This is a genomic window from Paenibacillus oryziterrae, from assembly GCF_042610485.1.
GTDB lineage: Bacteria > Bacillota > Bacilli > Paenibacillales > Paenibacillaceae > Paenibacillus_AQ.
The window spans coordinates 105,217-129,561 of record NZ_JBGJZO010000008.1 but is presented as its reverse complement, the minus strand read 5'-3'; the positions used below and the strand labels follow the sequence as shown (position 1 = coordinate 129,561).

23 protein-coding genes are annotated in these 24,345 nt (G+C 47.7%); 6 read left to right on the top strand and 17 right to left on the bottom strand.

Translation table 11 applies throughout. The features are described from left to right. Nucleotides 1-557: 557 nt before the first annotated feature. Entirely contained in the window at nucleotides 558-1,412 is an 855-nt protein-coding gene (locus ACAN55_RS11365; RefSeq protein ID WP_379132254.1) for a helix-turn-helix transcriptional regulator, read from the bottom strand. An 84-nt stretch (nucleotides 1,413-1,496) separates the two neighbouring features. Here ACAN55_RS11365 and ACAN55_RS11360 point away from each other — a divergent pair, with 84 nt between their 5' ends. Then, entirely contained in the window at nucleotides 1,497-3,428 is a 1,932-nt protein-coding gene (locus tag ACAN55_RS11360; RefSeq protein ID WP_379132252.1) for a beta-N-acetylhexosaminidase, read from the top strand. A gap of 109 nt (nucleotides 3,429-3,537) precedes the next feature. Here the strand turns inward: ACAN55_RS11360 and ACAN55_RS11355 are convergent, their stop codons facing one another. Both ACAN55_RS11355 and ACAN55_RS11350 read right to left on the bottom strand, forming a co-directional pair. Then, nucleotides 3,538-4,617, bottom strand: coding sequence for a Gfo/Idh/MocA family protein (locus tag ACAN55_RS11355; RefSeq protein ID WP_379132249.1), 1,080 nt, complete (start codon nucleotides 4,615-4,617; stop codon nucleotides 3,538-3,540). A 2-nt stretch (nucleotides 4,618-4,619) separates the two neighbouring features. Further along, a complete protein-coding gene (locus ACAN55_RS11350) occupies nucleotides 4,620-4,949 on the bottom strand; it encodes a hypothetical protein (RefSeq protein WP_379132246.1) in 330 nt (109 codons plus the stop codon). Between the two features lie 96 nt (nucleotides 4,950-5,045). On the opposite strand from ACAN55_RS11350, the gene ACAN55_RS11345 reads away from it, so the two are divergent. Next, entirely contained in the window at nucleotides 5,046-5,990 is a 945-nt protein-coding gene (locus ACAN55_RS11345) for a hypothetical protein (RefSeq protein ID WP_379132244.1), read from the top strand. 70 nt (nucleotides 5,991-6,060) lie between these two features. Next, the gene (locus ACAN55_RS11340; RefSeq protein ID WP_379132421.1) at nucleotides 6,061-6,303 is read left to right on the top strand and encodes an NHLP leader peptide family RiPP precursor; all 243 of its coding nucleotides are present in this window, start codon (nucleotides 6,061-6,063) and stop codon (nucleotides 6,301-6,303) included. Between the two features lie 11 nt (nucleotides 6,304-6,314). Here the strand turns inward: ACAN55_RS11340 and ACAN55_RS11335 are convergent, their stop codons facing one another. Further along, nucleotides 6,315-8,243 carry an ATP-binding protein gene (locus ACAN55_RS11335; protein WP_379132241.1) on the bottom strand — a complete coding sequence of 643 codons (1,929 nt, stop codon included), beginning with the start codon at nucleotides 8,241-8,243 and terminating at the stop codon, nucleotides 6,315-6,317. An 88-nt stretch (nucleotides 8,244-8,331) separates the two neighbouring features. Continuing rightward, on the bottom strand, nucleotides 8,332-10,245 hold the full coding sequence (locus ACAN55_RS11330; protein WP_379132239.1) for an ATP-binding protein: 1,914 nt from the start codon (nucleotides 10,243-10,245) through the stop codon (nucleotides 8,332-8,334). Between the two features lie 328 nt (nucleotides 10,246-10,573). Here ACAN55_RS11330 and ACAN55_RS11325 point away from each other — a divergent pair, with 328 nt between their 5' ends. After that, nucleotides 10,574-11,206, top strand: coding sequence for a hypothetical protein (locus tag ACAN55_RS11325; RefSeq protein ID WP_379132236.1), 633 nt, complete (start codon nucleotides 10,574-10,576; stop codon nucleotides 11,204-11,206). Nucleotides 11,207-11,307: 101 nt separating this feature from the next. Here the strand turns inward: ACAN55_RS11325 and ACAN55_RS11320 are convergent, their stop codons facing one another. Then, the gene (locus ACAN55_RS11320) at nucleotides 11,308-12,513 is read right to left on the bottom strand and encodes an MFS transporter (RefSeq protein ID WP_379132418.1); all 1,206 of its coding nucleotides are present in this window, start codon (nucleotides 12,511-12,513) and stop codon (nucleotides 11,308-11,310) included. 130 nt (nucleotides 12,514-12,643) lie between these two features. On the opposite strand from ACAN55_RS11320, the gene ACAN55_RS11315 reads away from it, so the two are divergent. After that, the gene (locus ACAN55_RS11315) at nucleotides 12,644-13,357 is read left to right on the top strand and encodes a peptidylprolyl isomerase (RefSeq protein ID WP_379132234.1); all 714 of its coding nucleotides are present in this window, start codon (nucleotides 12,644-12,646) and stop codon (nucleotides 13,355-13,357) included. Between the two features lie 279 nt (nucleotides 13,358-13,636). Here the strand turns inward: ACAN55_RS11315 and ACAN55_RS11310 are convergent, their stop codons facing one another. The 5 genes from ACAN55_RS11310 to ACAN55_RS11290 form a co-directional block, all read right to left on the bottom strand. Then, complete coding sequence (locus ACAN55_RS11310) at nucleotides 13,637-14,743, bottom strand: Glu/Leu/Phe/Val family dehydrogenase (RefSeq protein WP_379132231.1); 1,107 nt, start codon at nucleotides 14,741-14,743, stop codon at nucleotides 13,637-13,639. A 190-nt stretch (nucleotides 14,744-14,933) separates the two neighbouring features. Then, the gene (locus ACAN55_RS11305) at nucleotides 14,934-15,263 is read right to left on the bottom strand and encodes a hypothetical protein (RefSeq protein WP_379132228.1); all 330 of its coding nucleotides are present in this window, start codon (nucleotides 15,261-15,263) and stop codon (nucleotides 14,934-14,936) included. A gap of 34 nt (nucleotides 15,264-15,297) precedes the next feature. Beyond that, the gene (locus ACAN55_RS11300; protein WP_379132225.1) at nucleotides 15,298-15,999 is read right to left on the bottom strand and encodes a pirin family protein; all 702 of its coding nucleotides are present in this window, start codon (nucleotides 15,997-15,999) and stop codon (nucleotides 15,298-15,300) included. Nucleotides 16,000-16,164: 165 nt separating this feature from the next. Beyond that, complete coding sequence (locus tag ACAN55_RS11295; protein ID WP_379132222.1) at nucleotides 16,165-17,097, bottom strand: manganese-dependent inorganic pyrophosphatase; 933 nt, start codon at nucleotides 17,095-17,097, stop codon at nucleotides 16,165-16,167. A 100-nt stretch (nucleotides 17,098-17,197) separates the two neighbouring features. Then, nucleotides 17,198-18,004, bottom strand: coding sequence for an AAC(3) family N-acetyltransferase (locus ACAN55_RS11290; protein ID WP_379132219.1), 807 nt, complete (start codon nucleotides 18,002-18,004; stop codon nucleotides 17,198-17,200). Between the two features lie 206 nt (nucleotides 18,005-18,210). Here ACAN55_RS11290 and ACAN55_RS11285 point away from each other — a divergent pair, with 206 nt between their 5' ends. Continuing rightward, entirely contained in the window at nucleotides 18,211-18,660 is a 450-nt protein-coding gene (locus ACAN55_RS11285; RefSeq protein WP_379132216.1) for a DUF5680 domain-containing protein, read from the top strand. A 43-nt stretch (nucleotides 18,661-18,703) separates the two neighbouring features. Here ACAN55_RS11285 and ACAN55_RS11280 read toward each other — a convergent pair whose 3' ends face one another. The 6 genes from ACAN55_RS11280 to ACAN55_RS11255 all read right to left on the bottom strand — a co-directional run bounded on the left by ACAN55_RS11280 (nucleotide 18,704) and on the right by ACAN55_RS11255 (nucleotide 24,299). After that, complete coding sequence (locus ACAN55_RS11280; protein ID WP_379132213.1) at nucleotides 18,704-19,390, bottom strand: YjjG family noncanonical pyrimidine nucleotidase; 687 nt, start codon at nucleotides 19,388-19,390, stop codon at nucleotides 18,704-18,706. 35 nt (nucleotides 19,391-19,425) lie between these two features. Then, nucleotides 19,426-19,935, bottom strand: a complete 510-nt coding sequence (locus ACAN55_RS11275; protein WP_379132209.1) for a mismatch-specific DNA-glycosylase — start codon at nucleotides 19,933-19,935, stop codon at nucleotides 19,426-19,428. 140 nt (nucleotides 19,936-20,075) lie between these two features. Continuing rightward, a complete protein-coding gene (locus tag ACAN55_RS11270; RefSeq protein WP_379132207.1) occupies nucleotides 20,076-20,828 on the bottom strand; it encodes an amino acid ABC transporter ATP-binding protein in 753 nt (250 codons plus the stop codon). 15 nt (nucleotides 20,829-20,843) lie between these two features. Then, on the bottom strand, nucleotides 20,844-21,503 hold the full coding sequence (locus ACAN55_RS11265) for an amino acid ABC transporter permease (protein ID WP_379132205.1): 660 nt from the start codon (nucleotides 21,501-21,503) through the stop codon (nucleotides 20,844-20,846). A gap of 28 nt (nucleotides 21,504-21,531) precedes the next feature. Then, the gene (locus ACAN55_RS11260; RefSeq protein WP_379132202.1) at nucleotides 21,532-22,311 is read right to left on the bottom strand and encodes an amino acid ABC transporter substrate-binding protein; all 780 of its coding nucleotides are present in this window, start codon (nucleotides 22,309-22,311) and stop codon (nucleotides 21,532-21,534) included. A gap of 227 nt (nucleotides 22,312-22,538) precedes the next feature. After that, nucleotides 22,539-24,299, bottom strand: coding sequence for a methyl-accepting chemotaxis protein (locus ACAN55_RS11255; protein ID WP_379132199.1), 1,761 nt, complete (start codon nucleotides 24,297-24,299; stop codon nucleotides 22,539-22,541). Nucleotides 24,300-24,345: the final 46 nt, after the last annotated feature.

The window sequence follows — 24,345 nt, the reverse complement described above, 5'->3', positions numbered from 1 at the left end:
CAGCATCATACATGAGAAAAATCACAATAACAAGTTGACTGTCTGGAAGTGAACGTTTACATAACAAATAAATAACATAAAAACCGTACTTTTTTCAGGTTTTACTGTAAAATGATCCACTTTTCCAAAAAAACAATGTTTTCATGTGAGGTTTGTGTAATAAACGCCGTAAAAAATACCCTGCCCGCTAAGCGGACAGGGTATTTACGGGTGTAAGGTTACTCCGATACGTTATGTATTCCTTTGCAGGTATCTGAAATAACCGATGTATATGAGTATGAAGAATCACAGATACAAATAGGATAACGTTGCCCACTCACAATGTGATAGGCCGTGGACAAAACTCGCAAGGATTGATTTCTCAAATCCGCACTATGGAGACTACGGCATCTAATGCAGTAAAATTCTCTCAATATCATCATCTCCAGCATAATCCTTAAGACCTGCTTATTTTTTGCAAATAATACCTAAATTCTATCACCCGATTCGAAAAAGTGTCAACAAAAAAATGCAAATAACGACAAATACCACTACGAAAGGACGTTAAATGTCGAATATTATATGTTACTCCGGCAGTGCTGCGGGGAAACACCCATAATTCTCTTAAACACGCGTGAGAAATAAAACGTGTCATTATAGTGCAGAAGACTGGAGATTTCTTTAACCTGAAGACTAGTATTCAGCAGCAGGTTCTTCGCTTCCGCCATTTTGAGCCGGTGAACATATTCATGCAGCGGGAATCCGCTGCTTCGGCGAACGAGTCTGCGAAGAGTTGAAAGCGATATATGGTGATTAGCCGCAATCTGCTGCAGGTCAATTTCGCTATATACGGAGGATATCAGTGCCTCGCGGATTCGGGGCATCGGATCATCCTGAAGCAGTCTGTTATTCTTCCGGACATCCAGCGAGCATTCAAGCAGCAGTCCTTCTAATAGTAACGCAGCCCTATCCGCATCTGCCGGCGCACCACCTTCCATCTGTGTGATGATCGCTTCAAAACGGGCGGGGAATTCATCCGGGGAGCCTGCCTGAAATACAGTCCCTCCGGCAATAAGCCCGGACTCCAGCCATTCATTAACCCGGGAACCGCTGAAATTAATATAATATTCATCCCAGCTGCCTCCGGCCGGTGGTCCGAAGTCATATCTGCAGCCGGGTCTGAAAAAGAACAGGCTACCCGCCGTTACCTGCTGCTCCGCACCGTCATTCTCAGCCAGGATTCCGAACCCCGATGCAATAAAAACTACAGCCCAATGCTCGAAAAGCACATTCTGACGGAACAGCGTTCTCCCGGGGAGGTGGCCTACCTGCCCTATCCGGATCGACCGGAGTTTCAGCTTGGAAGCATCTACCTTGGGATCAATAATCCGAATAGGGTAGGGGCTGATCATATAATCCATCAGCTTAGACATGATTTGCATTCCTTCCCTTCATTGCGAGTGATATGTTTAATTGGAAGATGATCATATTCTACATGAATAAGAGGTGTCCCTGCTATGACCAAGTCAAATCCACTGCTGCTCGTGCCCTATCCTCAGCAGCTGTCCCTTTCGCCCGGTTTCTTCAGGATTCCAGCCGGCGGAAGCATTATTGTGGCAAGTCCGGAAGACTCCGCAGCCATTCCCGCCGCCCGGAAACTACAGCAGGCTATGACCAGTAGCCTCAATTTGACGTTACCCTTATCGATCGGCCTCCGCGAAAAAGTTGCAGCAGCCTGTACAATGATCTGCGATCAGGGTCTTCCGGCACAGGCTTATGAGCTTACCGTCACAGAACGTGAGATTTCTGTGACTTACGGCTCTGGGGAGTCTGCCTTCTATGCCATAGCGACACTTAAGCAAATCTTAGCGCAAAGCGGCAGAGATATTCCATGTCTGCATATCCGGGACTGCCCGGACTTCGGGGCCAGAGGCCTAATGCTGGATATCAGCCGGAACAAGATTCCGAAGCAAGAGACGCTCTACCGTGTCATAGATCTGATGTCCGATCTCAAGATGAACCAATTGCAGCTATATATAGAAGGTGTTCCTTTTGCCTATGAATCTTTTCCCGATGTTTGGGCGCTAGAAACACCAATTACAGGCGAAGAAATCCTCCTGCTGGACGCCTACTGTCGGGAACGTTTCATCGACCTTGTGCCTAATCAGAACAGCTTCGGCCATATGGAGGGCTGGCTCACCCGGCCCGAGTTCAACGCTCTGGCGGAAATTCCAGAGGGGTTTATGCTGCCGGAGGGAATGTACGCCCCCGACTTTTATCCAGATGGATTATTTATGCGTCCCGGTACATTCGACACAGAAGATCCGGCAGTACTGAAGCTGCTGGAGCAAATGTATGATGACTTGCTGCCCTATTTCAGCTCGGGGCAATTTAATGTCGGCTGCGACGAAACTTATGAACTGGGTCTTGGTAAAAGCAAGGATCTCGCGGAATCTTTGGGAAAAGGCAGCTTATACCTGTCTTTCCTGCAAAAAATCCACGGGCTGGTCAAGCAGCGCGGCAAAACTATGCAGTTCTGGGGAGATATCATCATCCAATATCCGGAGCTCATTCCCCAGCTTCCCAAGGACATTATTGCAATGGAATGGGGTTACAGCGCGGAACATCCGTTTGAACAGGATACCCTCAAATTCCGTGAAGCGGGCATTCCTTTCTATGTCTGTCCGGGCACGAGCTCATGGAATTCATTGACCGGACGAAGCGACAATATGATAGCCAATCTGCGTAGCGCTGCCGTTCACGGCAAAAATAACGGAGCTATCGGATACCTCATTACCGACTGGGGAGACTTCGGGCATTGGCAGCATCTCCCGGTAAGCTACGCAGGTTTTGTCTATGGAGCTTCGCTGGCCTGGAATGCACAGGCTGACCGCTTAGATGATGTTCCGGCTTACTTAAATAAATTCCTGTTCTCTGATTCCTCAGAAGTCATTGGTCAGCTGCTGCTGGATCTTGGCAATTACTATAAGCTGGAATCCGGCCAATCCCGTCCGAATGATACGGAAATGTCCATGTTGCTGCGAAGCAGTCTCGATAATGTTCTACTTGTTGAGAAGCTTACGGATGAGCATTTCGGAAAGCTCTCAAGCTATATTGCGGACATTGAGGCTCGGCTTAAGGAGGTATCGCTTCACTGTGATGACGGAGAACTTGTACTGAGAGAACTGAAAAGTGGTATACATTTCGTCAAGCATGCCATCAAGCTCGGGATGATCAAACGCCAGCTATCATTGACTCCGGGCAACGCCGACACTGCTGAACTGCAGGCGCAAATCGCTGATCTGGATATTTTGCTCCACAATTACCGCCTGCTATGGACTGAAAGAAACCGCATGGGCGGGCTGGAACAAAGTGTATCCAAGCTGCTTTCTCTCCGCCAGCAATATAAAGACCTGTTAGCATCGTGCCTCACCGAAGCGAATAAATAAGAGCGCAAGACACGTGATCGCAAAGGGCCGTCCCATAGCCATGAAAATGGCTGCTGAGGACGGCCCCTTTGTCTTCGAGTTGTATTGACTTGCGTGGGGTAAGCCTTAATTAATAATCCGGCGACCATATTTGGGTTTCAGAAGTTATCGTTTCTCCCGAAGCCGCAGCCTGATCTATGAGCAGGCCTAAATAATGATCCTGGCTTCCTTCAGCTAAACTGTAGAATGAGGGCCCTCCCTGGACATACTGACTCATTCGTGTAAGACTTTCGGCGATGGCAATTTCGTCCTCGCTGAGTCTGGCCGGAGCATAGTGATTATGGTAGAGCCATTCGCTACCGCACATAATACCTTTTAAATAAAAACCTTCCAGATTCCCTCCGTGTCCAGCGTCCATTCGCTGCATTCTGCTATAGAGGGGGGTGTCAAATGACTCGAGCCACGCCACATCCTCATTCACGATTTCTCCCCGGCTTCCGCGTATCAGCATCCGGTTCTTTCGGAACCAGGAGAAATACTGCTCTCTCGTGAAATCAAACACACCCAGCTTGCCGCCAAAATCCAAGGTGGCGATCGTCTGAGACGAGACCGACTCCTGCTCGGCTGCCGGCGGTCCACTACGGTCAGGGCCATTAATAATTGGAGATCCGAAGCTCTGCCCGCGAATCGTAGCGTTCTCAAATCTGAGATCAAGCAGCTGACGAATCAGACTAATGCCGTGATAACCATGTGCTGCGGATACCTGGGCCTGGCTTATCTCTCCCAGCTTGCCGGAACGGGCGAGCGAGATTCTGGCGGCATGCATCGGCTGGAACAAATATTGCTCGGCGATTTGAACTTTCCCTGAACTTCCCACCTGATTCCATAAGTCTATCAGACCTTGGAGATCTGGCGCGGGCGGTGTTTCTGCGAGCACATAAATTCCCGCTGCCGCAAGTTTAAGAATGTACTCTGTACTGGCTGACTTGCTCATGCAGACCACAGCATAGGCGTATCCGCCTTTTTCGATGAATTCTTCAAGTGTAGTATATACGTTCACGTTCCACACCCGTCTTAATTCCTCCGCTTTCTGAGGATTCCGGATGAACATAGCTCCTACAGCAAATCGGTCCGGAAGCTGGGAAGCAATGCGCAAATAAAATTCGGCCCTCCAGCCTCCGCCAAGTATACCAAATACGATTTTATCCATCCTTACACCCCTTCGTCCGATACGTCCTTAAGCCGCCGCAGCGTCTCCAAGTAAGTTGTTCTTAGTTCTTCATATTGATTCTCCAGCATTTCCCGTTCCCGTCTTTCATGTTCCCCCCGGTTCCCTCTCTCCTTCAGGCTCTCTTCATCCTCATAAATGCGCCACAAATCCGAGAATAGATAATCCTTGATCTCCACTATTTTACCGTCCATGGTGCCACCCCTCCAGAACATTCCTGCAGGGGTCCGCAGCACGGTACGCCCATCCGGTGTCGACGCTTTCTGGCCGGTCCGTACGTTCATTAGCATCTGGCCAAAAGTGTACCATTCCATCAGTATTCCCTCCGTAAGATATCATTGTCAATATAGAAGTGACGGGCTATACTCAGGTCAACAATTCGTTCTATAAATCATGTTGGAGATGACGTCATGGATTGGTTTCATGATTATGAGGCAGAGCTTCGCCAGGTCTTCGATGAATGTAAGCTCACAATTTCACAATTTCCGGAACCGCTGCGCACCCAAGGAGCAGTCTATCTGCAGCAATTCGATGTATTTCAAACCACCAGTCACAAAAATTACATCTGCTACTTATTGCCTTACTGGCTGCGGGAAAGCTGCAGACTCCCTGCCGAAGAATGCCGGCAAATGGCCAAAGGGAACATCTTTATTATGCTGTATTTCTTCATTCAGGACGACATCATGGATAATCCCGGAGGCTCCGCTGCCTCCAGATTACCGCTGGCCAACCTGTTATACCTTGAGTTCCTTAATGTTTATCACGGCTACTTCCCGGCCGATTCACCTTTTTGGACCTATTTTAACCGGTATATAACTGAATGGGCGGAAAGTGTCAGCAATGAAAGCAGCCATGATTATTTCCTGAGTGAGCAGCATATGCTTGCCCGCAAAGCTAGTCCTCTGAAGCTCTCCAGCACAGCTGCGCTGCTGCTGTCCAGCCAAATTTCGTTAGTGCCATTGCTAGAGAACCTCCTTGAGCATGTTCTGCTAACGTTGCAGATGCTAGATGATTATGAAGATTGGCAGGAAGATTTAGAACAGGGGAGCTATAACGGTCTGCTGGCTCTTGCAGAAAGCCAATTATCAGATCGTAAAGTGCGGATAACAACGGAAGAAGTGAGGCATTTTATATTTAATGCGGGAGGTATGAAGCAATACCTAAGGATCGCCCAGGACAACAAGGATCGGCTTCCAGCTCTTGATCTGCCTATCCCTCATCTTCTGGCTTTCCATAATGATCTTGTCGCAAATCTGAAACATATCTCAGAAACCATCGAATACGACAAACAGCTGCTGCAGAATGGCGGACTCTCCTATTGGCTCTCCAAACATATGACAGAATCAGATAAATAATCATAGAATTCAAAAAAATCCTATGCTATATTCAAATGGTAATATTTAACCACTTTGGGAAAGGGTGATTATTGTGTCAGAAGCGATTCTTAGAAATCAAGTGATTCAAAAAGCCTGGGAGGATCCGAGCTTCAAGCAAAGACTATTGACAGATCCGAAAGCAGCCCTCAAGGAAGCATTAGGCGTAATCATTCCCGACAATGTAACATTGAAAGCGGTAGAAGAAGGCAGCCACGAGTTCTACCTGGTTATACCTCCCAGCCCAGCATCAGGTGTACTGAAGATAGACGCCGCCCCCCAAGGTTCTTGGTAAGACCCCTAAATTTATAAGGAGTGGGAATTGTCCGGAACCTCCGCCAATGGCAGGATGGTAATGGATTCAGTTCCCGCTCCTTTTTTGCTGCGGAATTTGATCTCTCCCTCCATCACTTCAATAATGCGAAAAGTAACCATTAAGCCAAGCCCCGTTCCTTTGCTCTTATTGGAGAAGTACGGCTCTCCCAGCCGGATGAGTACTTCAGGATCCATTCCCTCTCCATTGTCGTTGATATGGATATAGACCTTTTCCTCTTTTTTATATCCGGTAATGTGAATTATGCCGTCCTCGGTCACTGCTTCAATGCTGTTCTTGATAATATTAATGAAAGCCTGCTTGAATTTCGAGGAATTGCCTCTAACCCATAGGTCATCTGCTACATCGAGGATCATTTTGCCGCCATTCATATGGCAGAGCGGACGAAGGATACTTTCAATATGTGTGAATTCATCCAGAATATTCAGTGTAGATATTTGTTCAAATTCAGGTTTGGCAAAGGTCAGGAAATCCGTGATAATATTCGAGGCCCGGTCCAGTTCACTCAGAGCCATAATCATATACTCTTTCTCTTCTCCGCTTGATTTCTCGCTTAACAGCTGCAGGAATCCCCGGGTGACTTGAAGGGGGTTGCGAACTTCATGAGCTACGGAGGCTGCCAGCTCGCTGATGATCTCCATTTTCTCGGAACGCTGCAATTCATTATTGAACAATTCCAGCTCCTTGGAGTACTCAACCACCTGCTGATGATCCTGCGCCAGTCTTCGGCCCAGAATAACAATCAGAGACATGATAAAGATAACAAGTGACCACTTCCAGTAGCTAAGGTCATAATTACCGTCCTGGATATAATACCAGATTAACTCCGAAACACCCGTAAGTGCTGCTGCTCCAAAACCAATAGCAAAGATAATTGCATCTTTATTACGCCGGGCCGAAAATATAATGACACAGGCAATGAGAAGAATGAACTGCAGAATCATGAGATAACCCACGATTTTGGTGGATACAAAATAATAGAACTCCACATACCGGTTACCGGAGAGTAAATTAATTACCAGACAGATCATGCAGAATGCCGAATAAGCCACCTGAAACCTGCGGAAGCGCAGAATAATCAGAAATTTACCCGGGCCGAATATTTTTTCGAACAAAAAGGTGAGGGAAGGCAATAAAGACAGCAGTGCCAAATCAAGAAATACAATACTGGCCGATCCCAAACTACTATAGAAGGTGTAGATGAAAGGCGAGTAGGTTATCGACAAGATACCGGTTGAAGCAATGATTACAGCAAGTCCAGTCGAAATCGTAAAATGCTCTCTGCTGAGGAAAAAGGCACAAATAAAAATAGTGAGCGCAACGAAAATAAAGACACTCCCAAGGATGATATCCACTAAACCGTTTTGGATATACTCCCGGATCAGTGAATGATTCTCCCCTATAAGCACCGTATTCTTTATACCTATTCTATCCCTGAGCGTTTCCGTCCATATGTATACAGGTTTACCCGCATCCTCTATGCTTAAAGGTACAAACAGTGAGTAATTATCTTTGATGTAGCCGCGGTTACCTTCAAAAACAAGCCTTTCCTCTACAAAAACCTTAACATGCAGGGCATACAAGGTATCAATGTATATCGCTGGAGAAGACCATTTCATCTCTGGCAGCACCATTCGGGTCCAAGCCGAAGAAATACCTATAGGAAGCGTTGGTGTTCCCTGAGCAGATTCTGAATCCACGTCTATCCACCCGGTTTGATTTTGGATATAAGCGGGAACCTCATTGCCTGCAAATTCGCCTTCCTCACCCCACTTCATCTGCCATTGGCTAATCTCGCCGTGCGGGAATACGGATTCCGCCGAAGCAAAAAGTGAGCCGCACGCCATGAGAAGGAGAAATAGCACAACCGTTATATGAAGACTTCTACCCTTTAAAGTCATCCCAGCACCTCAAATGAAATTTTAAGAACAACATCCTGATTCTCTATTATTTCGATTTATAGCCTGCCCTTACCTTCAAGAAACAAATTTAAATAAATATTCCCAAAGAATCTGTACCTGCAAGAGGCAGCTTGATAACCACTTCTGTTCCCTCATCCGGCTGGCTGTAGAATTGAATGACTCCGCCCATAGCCTCAATGATCCGGAAGGTGACCATAAGACCGAGGCCGGTCCCCTTGGTTTTGTTGGAATAATACGGTTCCCCTAACCGGGCCAATTCACTGCTCTTCATCCCTTCGCCATTATCCGCAATGCTTATTAGCATATTACTGCCGGATTTCCACAGTGTAATGGTGATCAGACCATTCTCCCTCAAGGATTCAATGCTGTTCTTAATAATATTAATAAAAGCTTGTTTCAGCTTTGAGGAATTGCCCTGTGCTTGAAGCCCGTCCTGTAGACTTAGAATAATCTCCGCATTCTGCAGATTAGCCAGTGGAACCAGAACTCCCGCTACATGCCGCAGTTCATCGGAAACATTCACAAGTTCCACCTTCTCCATCTCCGGCTTAGCAAATGTGAGAAAGTCAGTAATAATCGTCGACGCCCGGTCGAGCTCCGTCACAGCAATACTTAAGTACTCCTTCTCCTTTGGAGCGGAACGTTCACCAAGAATCTGCAGGAATCCCCGGGTCACCTGTAGCGGATTTCGAACTTCGTGAGCCACGGAAGCTGCAAGTTCACTGATAATCCCCATTCTCTCCGAGCGCTGTACATCATTGTTAAATTTCTCAAGCTCTTGGGAGTATCGCACGACCTTCTTATGGTTCTTAACGAAATCCCTGGCCATGATGATGATGAGTGTAAGGATAAGAACAACGATTCCCCACTTCCACCAGTGCAGTTCGTTTCTCCATCTCGTCCCATGAAATAAAATGAATTCTAAAAGCGATAAGGTATTAAACACGGTCAGGCCGGAAGCAAAAATATAGGCTTTAACACTTCCTTGCACAGCTTGCCGAAGCGCCATAATTAGCAAAAACAGGAACAGAAGGACTACCAGAACCTCAGCAGCATCCATGGTCATCCATTCGTACAGGCCATCCAGCCGGTAGCTCAAGCATAAATTAAGCACCCCTATGCAGAAGCACACAGCAGTATATCCCAGCAGAACTCTTCGTACATTGGACACTATGCTGCTTTTTTTCCGGCCGATCATATCTTCAAAAAATAAAGTGAACGACAGCAGCATCGTAAATAGGGCCACATCAAATAAATTCTCCATCCATCTGCCGGATACGTCCAGAACAAGCGGAAGGAACGAAGATGAGGTCAACATCAGCACACCGGAGGACAAAATAATGAGCACGAGATAAGATCCGGTTGTGAATAGTTTGTTTTTCATGATAACAGCACATAACGCAAGCACAGCAGACATGAAGATCAAAGAAGCTCCGAGAATGACATCCATGAAATCCTGTCTGACATATTCCGAAAGAAGGCTGTCATAATCACCTGCTGTGATGCTGCCTTCAATACCGGCCGGCCTGCTGCCACTACGGCTCCATATATAAAGCTCTGAATGCGCGCCGCTCTTCATCAGAGGGATCAGGATTTTATTACCTTGAATTGAATCGGTCCCTTGTGCACTGTATATTAAGACATTGTCTTGGAACGCTTTAAACTCTTGACCGAATATTTGTTCAATCAACACCGCGTAATGGTCACCATGCTCCGGTAAAGACAGACGCACCCACATAGCCGATCTCCCTTCCGGTACCATAAGCTTATGTGCATATCCGGCAACCCGGTGCCAGTCGGCTTTAATGTTCAATTCACCGGTAATATCAGGAACTGCGACACTGCTCCATGTCATCTCCCAGTTCGGAAGAACAGAGGTTTCGACTCCTCCCCATTTCATGGTTACACCTAAAGAAACGATTACAGTAAGCAGCAAAGGGATGATCAAGCCTCCTGCTGACTTATATAATGACAACCTCATACTGACACCCCAATGAGTCGTTAGTTAGAATTTAATAGTTCGTATGATTCTTAGTTTCGACAAAATTCGTGATATACCTCCCTTACTTTTGCAAAAGGAGGCGAAATAGGTCGGATTTTCCTCCTCTGTGATTAATTTATTTCTTCCCGGTAGATATTAAGGAGTATATCTTTCTAACTCCGGCAGATTCGCCGTGGTCCAAAAGGGTAAAGGAGAAGTATAGAGAGAACGAGAATCAGCGGGATGCAATCAATCATGAGATTCCTGAAGGAGAAGCAGGCGGTTCATCTGAACAATAACTCAGTACCCCAAAGGAGAGTGCAGAACGATGAGTAATTCATTTAACAAGACGGAAGCAGATTTTGCGTATGAGCGTTATCATAAAATGGGTGGTGTCTCTGAGCTGCAAGATATTCCCCTAGACGATTTGCGCCCCGTTGGCACGATCACATCCCAGAGTATAAGCGATGGCTCCGATGTCTCTACTCAGACTCCGATCGAATCTGCGCTGGTGAGCCATGAACCGATAGGGTCTGCTCCCGTTGATTTTGACGGCACCCCCTATGATGGCACGGATCCCGTATTGGCACATGACAAACATCTTGCAGCCGATATCGGCCTCAGCACTGCCAGCGCCGGGTGGGATGAGCGGGAATTTACAGATCATTCAGCAAGCTACGAAGAGCGAAGTGAGCGTGAGTACAGAGAAGATATACTGGGCAGGACAGCTCCCGAACGGGATGAGCTACTTGATTCTGATGCCGCGGATTTTGCTAGTTTAGCCGGACTGACGGACAGCAGCATTAATTATGCGGATGAAGAAACCGATGCCGATGCAGAGGATCAACCCTTGGAGGATATTCCGGATGCCGATGATATTGAGGCGGACACGCCTGTTGATCCCGCTTCACCGCCGCTAGAAATCATGCATGGCACCGATTTATTGAATGGCTCCCGTTAAAATGGGCATCGTCTATTCATAAATGGTTTATCTGCAAGCCCAAAAAGGTTATCCCATTGATATTCAGCGGAATAACCTTTTTCTTGTGACTATGAACTGAATTAATCCGCTGCCCTAACAGCAGAAACCTTCGCCTCGAGCCTGCTCAGCTTGACAAGTGCAGCCGCAGCCAGAAGCAGCATGCCATTGATGACAAACACCGCACGGATTGGGATGAATCCGCCCAGAAGCCCTCCAATGATCGGACCTGCCATTGTCGCAAGCTGTGAAGCTGACTGATTCAGGCCGAAGGCCCTCCCCCGAAAGCCCCGCTCGGTCACTTGAACAATCATGGCATTCACCGATGGCAGCACCCCTGCATAAAACAAGCCATAGGCAAACCGCAGCAGTGCAAACTGCACATATCCGGTCACAAAAAACTGCAGAATATTACCAATACCTCCTCCGACAAGGCCGATGAACAAAATCCATCCAAAGCCCTTGCGGCTGCCAATCCTGCCCCACTGGGGCGCCATCAGCACTGTAGCAATACCAACCGCGGAGAATACGATCCCTGATCTTAATGAAGCATGGCTCTTATCAATTCCCATATGAAGCAGATAAATCGGAAGCAGCGGCTCCAGAATCATTACGGAAAAGGTGCTGATTCCGGCTAAGGTCAACAGTGTGATAAACGCCCGGTTCCCCCTTGCCTCCCGGATATCATCCCTAACATGTGATCTGGGTGCAGAGCGGTCAAAATTCTGTTCTTTGGCAAAAAATGTTGCGATCAGTGCCGATATGAGCACAATTGCCGAGGAGAACAGAAAGGCGACCCGGTTGCTGGAGTAATAGCTGACGACTCCGCCAATCAATGGACCAATAATACTGCCTGTCGCACCTGACGTGGACATAATACTTAGAGCATAACCCGTTTTGTCCTCCGGCGTGTTGGTCGCCACCATGGCTATAGCAGCCGGCACAAACCCTGCCAGCAATCCCTGAAGGATGCGCACAATCAGGAATACATAGGGATCATGGACAAAATAATTAATTAAATATAGCGCCGCCAGACTGAAGCCTGAACGGATCAGCATCGGTTTACGCCCATATTTATCGGCAAGCGAACCCCAAAAAGGAGAAATCAGCGCACTCGCCAAAAAGGTAACCCCGAAAGCTATGCCTGACCATATTTCCAAATGGTCGACAATTCCCAGCTCATCGCTGAGAAAGATAGACAGGAACGGAATCGAGATCGAATATGCCATACTGCAAAAGAACACGCCTATCCATAAAATGATCAGGTTCCGCTTCCATGAGAAGTTCATATCCCCACGACCTTTCTGCTTGTTCACCTGGAAGCAACTATCATTCTAAACCTCTTTGCAGAATGTGCCAATCCCGGGTTATGATAATCAGGAATCTGAGATTAAGGAATGTAAAGGAGAGAACGAACCTGTGAAATTTACACGAAATATCCGTATTACACTTTTTATGATGATGTGTTTGCTGCTAGTTATCGCGGCAGGCTGCGGGAATAAGCCGCAAGAGAACAACAATACCGCGGGTAACACAGGGAATGCCGTAGCCAGCCCCGCTCCTCAGGATAACGCCGCTTCATCTGGTGAAGGACTGCCTTCGGCGACAGCAAGCCATCCGGTTGTAACCATCGAAATGGACAACGGGGGCATTATTAAAGCCGAGCTATATCCTGAAGTAGCCCCGAATACGGTCAATAATTTCATCTCACTTATCCAAAAGGGATTCTATGACGGAGTAATCTTCCACCGTGTGATTCCGGATATGATGATTCAAGGCGGTGACCCGGATGGTGTGGGTTCAGGTGGCCCCGGCTACAGCATCGCCGGTGAATTCACTGCGAACGGATTCACCAACAACCTGCTCCACACCCCTGGTGTATTATCGATGGCGAGAAGACCTGACGGCAATGACACCGCCGGCTCCCAGTTCTTCATTATGGTTGCCGACTATCCTTCGCTGGATGGACTGTACGCCGCTTTCGGTAAAGTAACTGAAGGGCTGGACGTTGCTGAGGCGATCGTTAATCTGGAACGCGACGACGTAGACCGTCCGCTCCAACCGCCGGTAATGAAGAAAGTCACCGTAGACACCCTTGGTATTACTTATCCTGAACCGGAGAAGGTACAATAACCTGCAGCAAGCCCTTTTCCATCAAGCGTCGTCTTCCTCTTCACGGTGAAAAGCCATGCCGAATGCAAAAAGAGGCACTCTAAGAAGCTACCCTGTTTCAAGACTTTCAAGACAGCGAAAACCGCTACAATCCAAGGAGGAACACCTTGGGCTGTAGCGGTTTCTTTTTGCACAACTATAGAAATCGGGAGACAACAGCGGCCGGAAGCCCAAACATTCACCGTAGTTACAACCTCGCCCAAATGGAAAAACCTTAAGTACAGTTTATCTATAACCGGTTTATCCCCGCACCCGGCTTCTGCTCAGGGTATGATGGCCTTCACGCAGGAAAGTGCTTCGGCTATTCTTAAGCAGTTCAATCCGCTCCAGTGCCAGATGATCTGCGGCTGCGGAAGTCGGAATTCCGCTGGTGCGTGAGATTTCCAGTACACGTGTGATGCTGTCATAGATTTTGCCGACCTGCTTATAGGCCCGGTCCTTATTATAACCCTGCAGCTCATCGGCAATATTGATCACTCCGCCGGCATTAATTACATAGTCTGGTGCATATACAATTCCACGATTATGGAGAGCTTCCCCGTGCCTTGCCTCTTTAAGCTGATTGTTGGCTGCGCCAGCCACCACTCTAGCCTTGATCATCGGTAAAGTATCATCATTAATGGTTGCACCAAGCGCACACGGCGCATAAATATCACAATCTACTCCAATAATTTCACCAGGATCGACGGCTTTGGCACCGTAAGCATCTACAGCACGGCGGACAGCTTCCTTGCTGATATCCGTTACAATCAGCTTGGCCCCCTCTGCATGAAGGTGTCCGCAGAGATGGTACGCCACATTGCCCACACCTTGAACCGCAATTGTTCTACCCTCAAGGGAATCTGTACCGAAGGCTTCTTTGGCCGCAGCTTTCATTCCTTGGTAGACGCCATAAGCCGTAGCTGGGGAGGGATTGCCGGATGATCCGTAGGTTGGTGAGGTTCCCGTAACATAGTCGGTCTCCTGATAGATTATGTTCATATCCTCTTCCGTGGTCCCTACATCTTCTGCGGTGATGTAGCGCCCGTTCAGCCCCTGGACAAACCGCCCAAACGCCCGGAACATTGCTTCATTCTTGTCTCTTTTCGGATTACCGATGATTACCGTCTTGCCCCCGCCCAGATTCAGGCCGGACACGGCATTCTTATACGTCATGCCTTTCGCCAGCCTCAGCGCATCAATGACCGCTTCCTCCTCCGAAGCATACGTCCACATGCGGGTCCCCCCTAACGCAGGGCCCAAGGTAGTGTCATGAATAGCTATGATTGCCTTTAAACCGGATGCCTTGTCCTGACAAAACAAAAGTTCCTCGTAATCATCCCGTTCCATTGCCGCAAATAATTCCATGTTCTCCAATTCTCCTATCTCTTTATCTATATACACGTTATGTTTCATAACAAAGCTATTGCAAACTGCTGTTGATGTCAATGGATTTTGTCCTATTCATGCCGTAAATAGCGAAAGTTCATACAATCCACAACATAAATCTAACCCCCGGTGTCAGAAACCGCCAGAGGTTAGTTGATCCGAAATTCTTTTATTCCCAGTATTGATCCGGCCGGTATTCGATTTCCGACTGGACGGATATCATCAGGCACCCGCGCTCTTCATCATATTCAACCGGATTATCACCAACATAATACCAATGCTTGATTACAGGTCCATTCTCCGGCTCTTCAAAACGGAATACATTCAACTCTAATTTCAATTCCTGTACAGCCATACCCTTGTCTGCAGTTACACCAGAAATGGAGATCACCGTTAGACTGCCCTTTTGATCAAAGGTATAAGATAGCCCTTCCGAGCTGTTCACGAGCATCCGCCCTGTCACCGAGTGTTTGACCAGTACTCTCTCCCGCTGCACCATAGTTCACCCTCCCGTACATGTACTTGAAATCCGACTAAGGCAGATCGACCAGCATGATAAATGCATTCTCCTGCGCTTTCAGCTTTAGCCCGCTAAGTTCTCCGATTCTAGCTGAATCCCCAGGCCGAAGCAGAGTCTCTTCATCAATCCAAAGCTGTCCTGTAATCACATATATAAAAATCCTTCTTCCGGCTTCCTGCCTATAATCCAGTTCCCGTCCAGTGTCCAGCTTGCCTAAATAAATGGTCATATCCTGAGCGATGCCCACAACTTCTTCCGCGCTTTGAGCAGCCACTACAGGCAACAGGCGACCTTCCAGCTTACCAGGATCAAACTGTCCCGTCTCATAAGAAGGAGCCGTTCCGCGTATGCGGGGCATAAACCATAGCTGCAGCAAGCGGACCGGTTCGGAGTCCGAAGGATTATGCTCCGTATGAATCACTCCGTCTCCGGCCGACATCCGCTGAATTCCACCAAATTCCGTTTCGACCACATTACCTAAATTATCCTCATGCCGGAGTCTTCCAGACAGCACAATCGAAACAATCTCCATGTCGCTGTGGGGATGGGCACCAAATCCTCTACCTGGAGAAATCGTATCATCATTGCATACCCGCATGGGACCAAAAGCCGTATTCTCTGGATCATAGTAATCACCAAACGAGAAGATGTGGCTGCCCTTCAACCAGCCGTGATCAAAGCGGTGTGCTTCTTCTGCCGTATAGACACGAATCATGATATCCCCTCCATAGCGTCTTGTAAGCTAAAAATATTGTATCAGAAAGAAAAAGAAAACAAAAAAGGAGCTCCGCCGCCATCATCTGAATGATAGCAACGGAAACTCCTAATGGTTTATAGATAGTCGGCGCACCTTAGTGATTCCTTATAAAGACTAGGCTTCTTACAGCTTGGAGATCGTTTCAGTAAGAACCGGTACGATTTGCGATTTACGGGATACAACACCTTTAAGAATCGCTTTATTATCATCCAGCTTAACATCATAGGCCTGCTCTACAGCTCCTGCTACACGGCCCAGGGCAAGTCCCACCGAATCGTTGTTCAGGATATCGGTAACCACGAACAGGAACAAATCCAGTCCTTTGTCGTCAATGATAGAGGTCAGCGCAGCTTCCAGTTCAGCCTGGCGGGAGAGCACATCGTTCACATCAACTGCATTCACTTGGGCAATCTCCACCTTGTAGGCGCCCATTGTGAATTCTTTAGCATCCAGAGAGATTAATTGAGCAATGCTCTTGTCGCTGAGATCAGCTCCAGCTTTCAGCATTTCAAGTCCATAGCTATCAGCATCCACACCGGCAATTTCAGCCAGCTCACGCGCTGCGGCTACATCCTGCTCTGTGCAGGTCGGTGATTTGAACAGCAGTGAATCGGAGATGATGGCGGACAGCATAAGTCCAGCGGTATCCTTAGGAATAGCCACGCCGTTCTCTTTGTAGAGCTTATTCAGGATGGTTGCTGTGCAGCCCACAGGCTCTGCACGGTAGTATAGCGGGTGAGCCGTTTGGAAATTGGCGATCCGGTGGTGGTCAATAACCTCAACCACACGTACCTGATCAATATCATTCGCACTTTGCTGGCTTTCATTATGGTCAACAAGAATGACCTGTTTCGCTTCGCCTGCCACGGATTCTACCAGACGCGGGGCCGCCACACCGAAATGATCCAGTGCATATTGCGTCTCACCGTTAACTTCTCCAAGACGAACCGGTTCTGCATCCCAGCCCAGTTCTTTCTTGAGTGCAGCATAGGCAATCGCTGAACAAATCGTATCCGTATCCGGATTTTTGTGACCAAAGACCAATGTTTTTTCCATTTCCAATCTCCTTACTGTGTTTTATTGAGAATAATATACCATACATTGATAGGCACCCGCCAGATGAAGCCCTAAGCCTTTAGTTCTGCGCCCAAACCCCTCAGGGTTTCATTCTTTTCGTCTTTGGGAGCGGTTCCGGCTGCTTCTCCCCGTTCAATGCCTCATTATCGGAGAACAGATGCGGATGATCTAATAGCATGCGGGTAAGGATATCCGTGGTCTCCACGGCTGTACATACCATTACCTGAGCATCCCCAAATCTCCCTCTTCTAAGCGCTCCCCCCTGCTCAAGCACATGCTCTACTTTCCAAAAGTGCTGTGACCAGGATAAGCCGCAATGCCTGCGTGAAGGCACCTCAATTTCTTCACCGCCCGGAGTAATCGTATACAGCCGTTCATGCTCGTCCGTCATTCTGCCGGGAATATCGACCCACTCCTCAATACCATGAATGAACGTGTTCCTCCGCAGATCTACGCCGAGCAGGATAATTTCAGCCTTGCGGTCCAGCAGCTTCCCCCACACAGACCCTCTGGCGCAGGGTGTATCCCAGCGTTCATCTCCAGCAGTAAATCCCATGGCGTCCCTGCCCAGGGCAGCAACCGAATGGGTTGGATGCCAGGAACGGATCACACCTGTACGATGACGGAATAATTCTGTTAAGTGCCCCACACAGGACGGCGATTCCACAACCGAGAAACGGGGATTGTCCGCGTTAATATACGACCAGGTGTGCGTAGGAAATATAAGCAGACCATCCTTCATATATTCCGAGAAAGCGTCCAGCACAGTATCCGGTCCGCCTTCGACCTCGCCGATGCTTTTGTAAGAGGAATGCACCAAAACCGTTCCTTTCGGGTTTATCCCCAGCTCTTGCAGATGTTTGATCAGACTTTCCTTGGTGTGCATCGCCGTCCTCCTCATTCTTGAAGATTGTCCATATGAAATAGGGTTCCATGTTCATCATAATAGTCCTTGTGAGGGCTTGCAAATACCCGTTCATTCAACAGGCGTACGAATCTTCACAGTTTCGTGCGTTTTTAGGTTTGATATAAACGAACTAGTGTTCTATCATTTAAGTTGAGTTTGATAATTTTAACAGGGAGCTGAGTTGCGTGGAGAATACTGCTGTCTCTGAAATTGATTTCTTGATTGAAGCCAAAAGGGCAACCTATGCAGGCAAAGGGCCTGAGTTTATGTCATCCCGTCCGTCATCACATGATTTGGTGTATTCGAAGGGGAATCTGAAATATATCGATACCTATCTGGGCTCTGAACAGTTCGCCGGCGAGGAGGCCTTGTGGGAGAACGACCTGCCTTCCTGGGCAATGAACTATGCAGGACGTGTACTGGCTGAAGGCTTCAATGGGGATTTTCTCAAGGAAGCACTGTACCAGGTGCCGCAAGACAAACCGTTTCGCGGTCCCGCCTTCTATGAAAACGGGGCTTATACCTACGCCTGCACCGTGGACGGAGACTTCTCCTGGTTCAGCGGGTATGAGGAAATCTGGCTGAACGGCAGCAGAATCTATGAATGCAGATTCCACGGGGGCAGAATCAAATAAAGGGAACCTTCGTTATGAAAGGCTCCCTTATCTTCGCTTAAGTCTATGATGATGTAATGGCAAGCAGCTCCGATAAATCACGGATCTCATAGGTTGGCTGAAGATTCGATGCATTTACGGCTCCGCGAGGATTATACCAGCAGGTGTCGATACCATAATTGATACCACCTTGGATATCTGAGGTCAGCGAATCACCAACGATCAGGACCTTGTCTTTATCCGTAAGTCCAAGCTTGTTAAATGCGTAGTCAAAAATCCCCTTCTCCGGCTTCTGACAACCCGCTTCCTCGGAAATAATCACTTGCTCGAAGGTATTGCACAGCAACGAGCCCTGTATTCTGGAGGTCTGTACTTCACGAATACCATTTGTAATGATGGCCAGCCTCAATCCATCAAGTTCTCCGCACAATTCTACAGCCCCTGGAATGAGGAAGCTCCCTTCACCCAGATATTTTAGATAAGCTTCACTAAACACCTCCGGCTCCAGTTCAAGCCCTTGGGTGGCAAAAAGCCTGCGGAAACGCTCCACCCGCAGGGCCATGGAGGAGATGAGGCCGAGCTCCAATTCTCTCCACAGCGCCTTGTTGATCTCCTTATACACCACCGTATGTTCGGCCGCTCCGGCCGGGTATCCAAATTGTTCAAAAGCACTATGCAGTGCGTGGCGTTCAGCCATTTCATAATCAAACAATGTATCGTCCGCATCGAATAATATCAATTCGTATTTCATGACTATCCCCTTCCCGCAGTCTATCATTCATAAAATCATTGCCTTGCCAACCATTCATTCAGGCGCCGGTATATACCGACAATTTCATCGATGGGCATACGTACCAGTCCACTGGATGAGGGCGCCACAAATTCACAAACGCCATCCACTACTGTCTCCTGTTGGAATCCCCAGTCCGCTTTCTTGTGGCGGCTGAACTCTGTATATACTCCTTTGCCCACAAAGCAAGCAATCCTTGGGCGATATTGCTCCAGCTTAGTTCTCAGAATCCCCCTACCCTCGCTGTACTCCTCACGGGTTATATCCTCCGCCCCTTTTGTCGGACGCTGCACGATATTGGTGAACCCATATCCCAGCTTAAGCAGCTCCCCGTCTTCGGAAGCATCGTATAGACGAGGAGTAAGTCCTGAACGATGCAGTATCCGCCAGAAATTATTGCGTGGATTAGCATAATGATGCCCCAGCTCCCCGGAGATCGGGCTAGGATTAAAACCGATGAACACAATCTGCAATCCATAATCCAAATGATCCGGCACCTCGTTCATGAGAACTCCTCCTTATTTTTTCAAATTCTAGTATACTAACGATCGGCTCCGTATTCCATAAAGCATCTGCTCTATCAAATACAAAAAGCCGCCACAGTTAAATAACCGGGACAGCTTCCATTCTTCATGTGTTCTATACCTTAATCCCGTTCTACCCTGCTGAGGAAAGCCCGGGTCCGCTCCAGCTTGGGAGCCCCGAAGATTTCTTCCGGTGTACCTGATTCCGCAATCTCGCCGTTATCCATGAAGATAATCCGGTCAGCGACATCACGCGCGAAGCCCATCTCATGCGTCACGATAATCATCGTCATGTTCTCTTCCGCCAATTCCCGGATGACACGCAATACTTCCCCGGTCAGCTCAGGGTCAAGAGCGGAGGTCGGCTCGTCAAAAAGCAGAATATCCGGATTTAGCATCATTGCCCGGGCAATTGCAACCCGCTGCTTCTGTCCACCTGACAACATGGAAGGATACACGTCCGCTTTATCCGCTAACCCTACCTTAGTGAGCAACTCCACGCTTCTTTCGGTAATGATCTTCACGCTCTCCCGTTTCAGTGTCCGTGGAGCCAGCTCCAGATTTCCGCGAACCGTCAGGTGTGGGAACAGATTGAAATGCTGAAACACCATGCCCATGCTTGACGTAATCTTCTTGATATCCGCCCCTGCGGCATATTTACCGTTTCGGACGAGAGGTTGACCGTGAATAAGGATACTCCCTCCGGTAACCTCTTCAAGGTGAACCAGACTGCGCAGCATGGTGCTTTTCCCGGAGCCGGAAGGCCCGATTACGGCCACAACCTCCCCTGGACTTACGGTGAAAGTGACCTTTTTCAGCACATCCAAACTACCAAATGACTTTTGTAACTCGTGAACATCGATCATATTACTCATATATGGACATATCCTTTACTCAAATTTGAATCGTCTCTCCAGCATTTTGAAGAACAAAGTCAGTACCAGAGTCATCAATAGATAAATCACACCTGCTACCACAAACGGCGTCACGGTAAAATCACGGTTCACCGCCGTTTTGGCATAGTTTAAGAGTTCCGGTACAGCAACCGCGTAGAGCAGTGCAGTATCTTTTACCAGAGTGATGGACTCATTCGCTACAGCAGGCAGGGCAACCCTGAACATCTGGGCTAAAATAACCTTGCGCAGCGTCTGCCATTTGCTCAGGCCAAGCACTTTGGCTGCTTCATGCTGGCCTTTATCGATCGAGAGCAGTCCCCCACGAAAAATCTCCGCAAAGTAAGCTCCATAATTCAGAACAAAACCCAGGCATGCCGCCGCGAAACGGTCCATCACCAGATATTGTCCGATTACAGGAATTTGCGGTAGCCCAAAGCAGAAAAATAACAATTGCAGCAGCAGCGGTGTACCCCGCATTACATAAATGTAAGTGTGGGCGATCCATGCCAGCGGCTTGATGAGACTCTTCGCCATCAGTGTAATCAGGAACCCCAGTGGAATCGACAACGCGATAACAATCAGAAACAGCAATGCGGTCGTTCGCGCGCCTTCGAGCATAGGCCCTGCAATTTTAATAATATAATCCAGATTCATTTCTTACCGACTCCTAAGTGATAACAATCTAATTCAGTACCTTGTTCTCGCCAAACCATTTCGTCGAGATCTCTGCAGCTGTTCCGTCACTGTTCAGCTCATCAAGTGCCTTCTGGAGTTCTTCCAGCAGAGCCTCATTCCCTTTTTTAATACCGATACCATACTGTTCCGGAGCAAGCGATTCATCCAACAGTTTGTAGGCATCCGCTTCCTTAGCCATGTAGTATTTCGCCACCACTTCATCAATAACAACGCCGTCCAGGCGTCCGGTCTTCAGATCAGTCAATGCCAGGACGTTGTCCGGGAATTCCACAACATTCGCAATTTGATCTTTGATCGGGCTTGAATTTAAAGCATCTGCTGCGGAAGAAAGACTTTGCAGCCCAATTTCTTTACCAGACAAATCATCCAGCTTAGTAAGTGCCGAATCCGCAGGTACCATCACAACTTGGCTATTCTCCAGATAAGGTTTGGTGAATAACACCTTCTCCTTGCGTTCATCCGTAATTGTATATCCGTTCCAGATCATGTCGATACGGCCGCTGTTCAGCTCCGATTCCTTGGCTGACCAGTCGATGGGCTGGAAAGTTACCGTTTTGCCCATTTTCTCTGCAGCAGCTTTCGCATAATCAATATCAAAACCAACGATTTCATTATTATCATCCCGGAAGCCCATCGGTGCGAATTTGTCGTCTATCCCGATAACCAGCTCGCCGTCGTTGCCGCCGTTTGAGCCGGAGCAGCCTGCAAGCACTGAAATCGCAACCGCCATAATCATAAATAACACCATTAGTCGTTTGTTGTTCATTTCTCTCTTCCCCCTAGTAAAATAACACACACAAAGTATGCTTAGTCCAAACGCTTTAGTTCGCTAATACGTTATCAGAGTACCATGATAACATAGCATGTGAGCATCGTCGATAGATAATTTATAGGAAGCTGTGTCCAAAATTCAAACAATGTGCGTACTCAGTAGACAAAAAGAGACCTTGAGTCTCTACCAGGTAGAAATTCAAGGTCTCTTTCTCTTTTTTATTACAATGTGAACCGTGATACTTTATCGAGCAAATTATCGGCAATAGACTTGGAGTTCTTGGCCACCTTCGCCACTTCCTCGGATTTACGGATAACCTCATTAACCTGGCTTGCAATATGCGATGTTCCTTCAGCACCTTCGCTGGTTGCCTTAGTTACTTCGTCAATCGCCCGGATCATGCTGTTAGTGGATTGAAGCAGTTCTTTGGCTGTATAACTAAAGTCATCGACAAGGCTATCCATCAGACCTGCGTCCCTGCTGTACTGCTCCCCGGATTCAACCAGCATTTCATTGCCGCCGATGACCTGTGAATTAACGAAGCCGAGCAGCTCCTCTGAGCTGGATACCAGCCCTTCCACGGAAAGAATAACCTCGCTGGCGACACTTTGAATTTGCGTTACCGTATTCTTGGAGTGTTCAGCCAGCTTTCTGATTTCGGTAGCTACAACCGCAAAGCCCAGACCCGCTTCCCCGGCTCTTGCAGCTTCAATAGCTGCATTGAGTGCCAGCAAATTGGTCTGATTCGTAATTGACAGAATGGACTCTGTAAGAACACGAACCTGTTCGATCTTCTTAGATTCCTCGATAGCGCTCTTCATCCGTTCTTGAGTCGTGGCATAGATTTCGTGAGCAGCCTGCTTGTTCTTCTCAGCATTCTCCTTTAGATTGAGCGCACGCTGATTCACTTCACCGGCCGAGACAGCCCCTTCCTCAGCTTTCATGGCGATATTTCCAATAGCAGCGCCAATCTCAGTAGAAGTAGCATTCATTTCCTCCATAGAAGCAGCCGTCTCTTCCATACCCGCAGAAATGTATTCGGTCGCTGCCGAAATGCTTGTAATACTCTCATTCAGCTCCATCATACTCTTATCCGTATCCGCTACGAGAACGGAAATATTTGTGCTTGATTCCACAACCTCCTGAATCATCACACGCTGGGCCTTTATCATGCTGTTAAAGCCGTCTGCCACAATTCCGATCTCATCTTTCCTGCGGATAGAAAGTTCGGCTGAAAGATCACCCTTCTCAATTCTCTTCATACTTTCAACCAGCTGCTTCAATGGCCGGGTTATCCCATTAATAAAGAATAAGGACAGCGTTACGCCCAAAACCAGTACAATCAAAATCGACATCATAATCAGATTTGTGATTTTATTAGCGCCTTTGTTGTAATCCTCCATATAAGAGCCGGCAACCACGATCCAGCCCCAATTGTTATCTAGACTCGAGTAGGTAATTTTAGTACCCGTAGCTTCAGAGTTTGGCAGAGTCCAAGTATAGTATGTAAACCCGCCGCCTTTTTGCGCCTTCTCAATCTGATCACGAACTAAGTAGAAATTATTTCCGCTTTTATCAGTGACGTCCCATACATTTTTCCCTTCAAGCGAGGGATGAGCCACTTCAAGACCTTTAGCATCATATATGATGAAATATCCATGTTCCCCAAGGTTAACTTTTTTATTTAGTGTCCGTGTGCCATCGGCATTTTTTTCACCAAGCAAATAGGTTTTAACCTGTTCCTGTGCTTCCTTCTCCGTAATGACACCATTCTTGACATCCGTACTTTTGGCATCAATCAGCATCAGCGCCATATTGACACCGTTCTGCAGAATCGTCTCCCCTTGCTTGTCCAGTTCCTGATTCGCTACAAAATAGCTCGGTATGCCAATTATCAAACAAGACAACAGCAGTAAAACCACGGTAAAGAGGATTAACTTAATTTTGATGGAGGACCCCCGTACAAAAAATCTTTTTTTCATTAATAATTTTCCTCCTGAATTTCGGACTCATAAGGATAAAGAACTT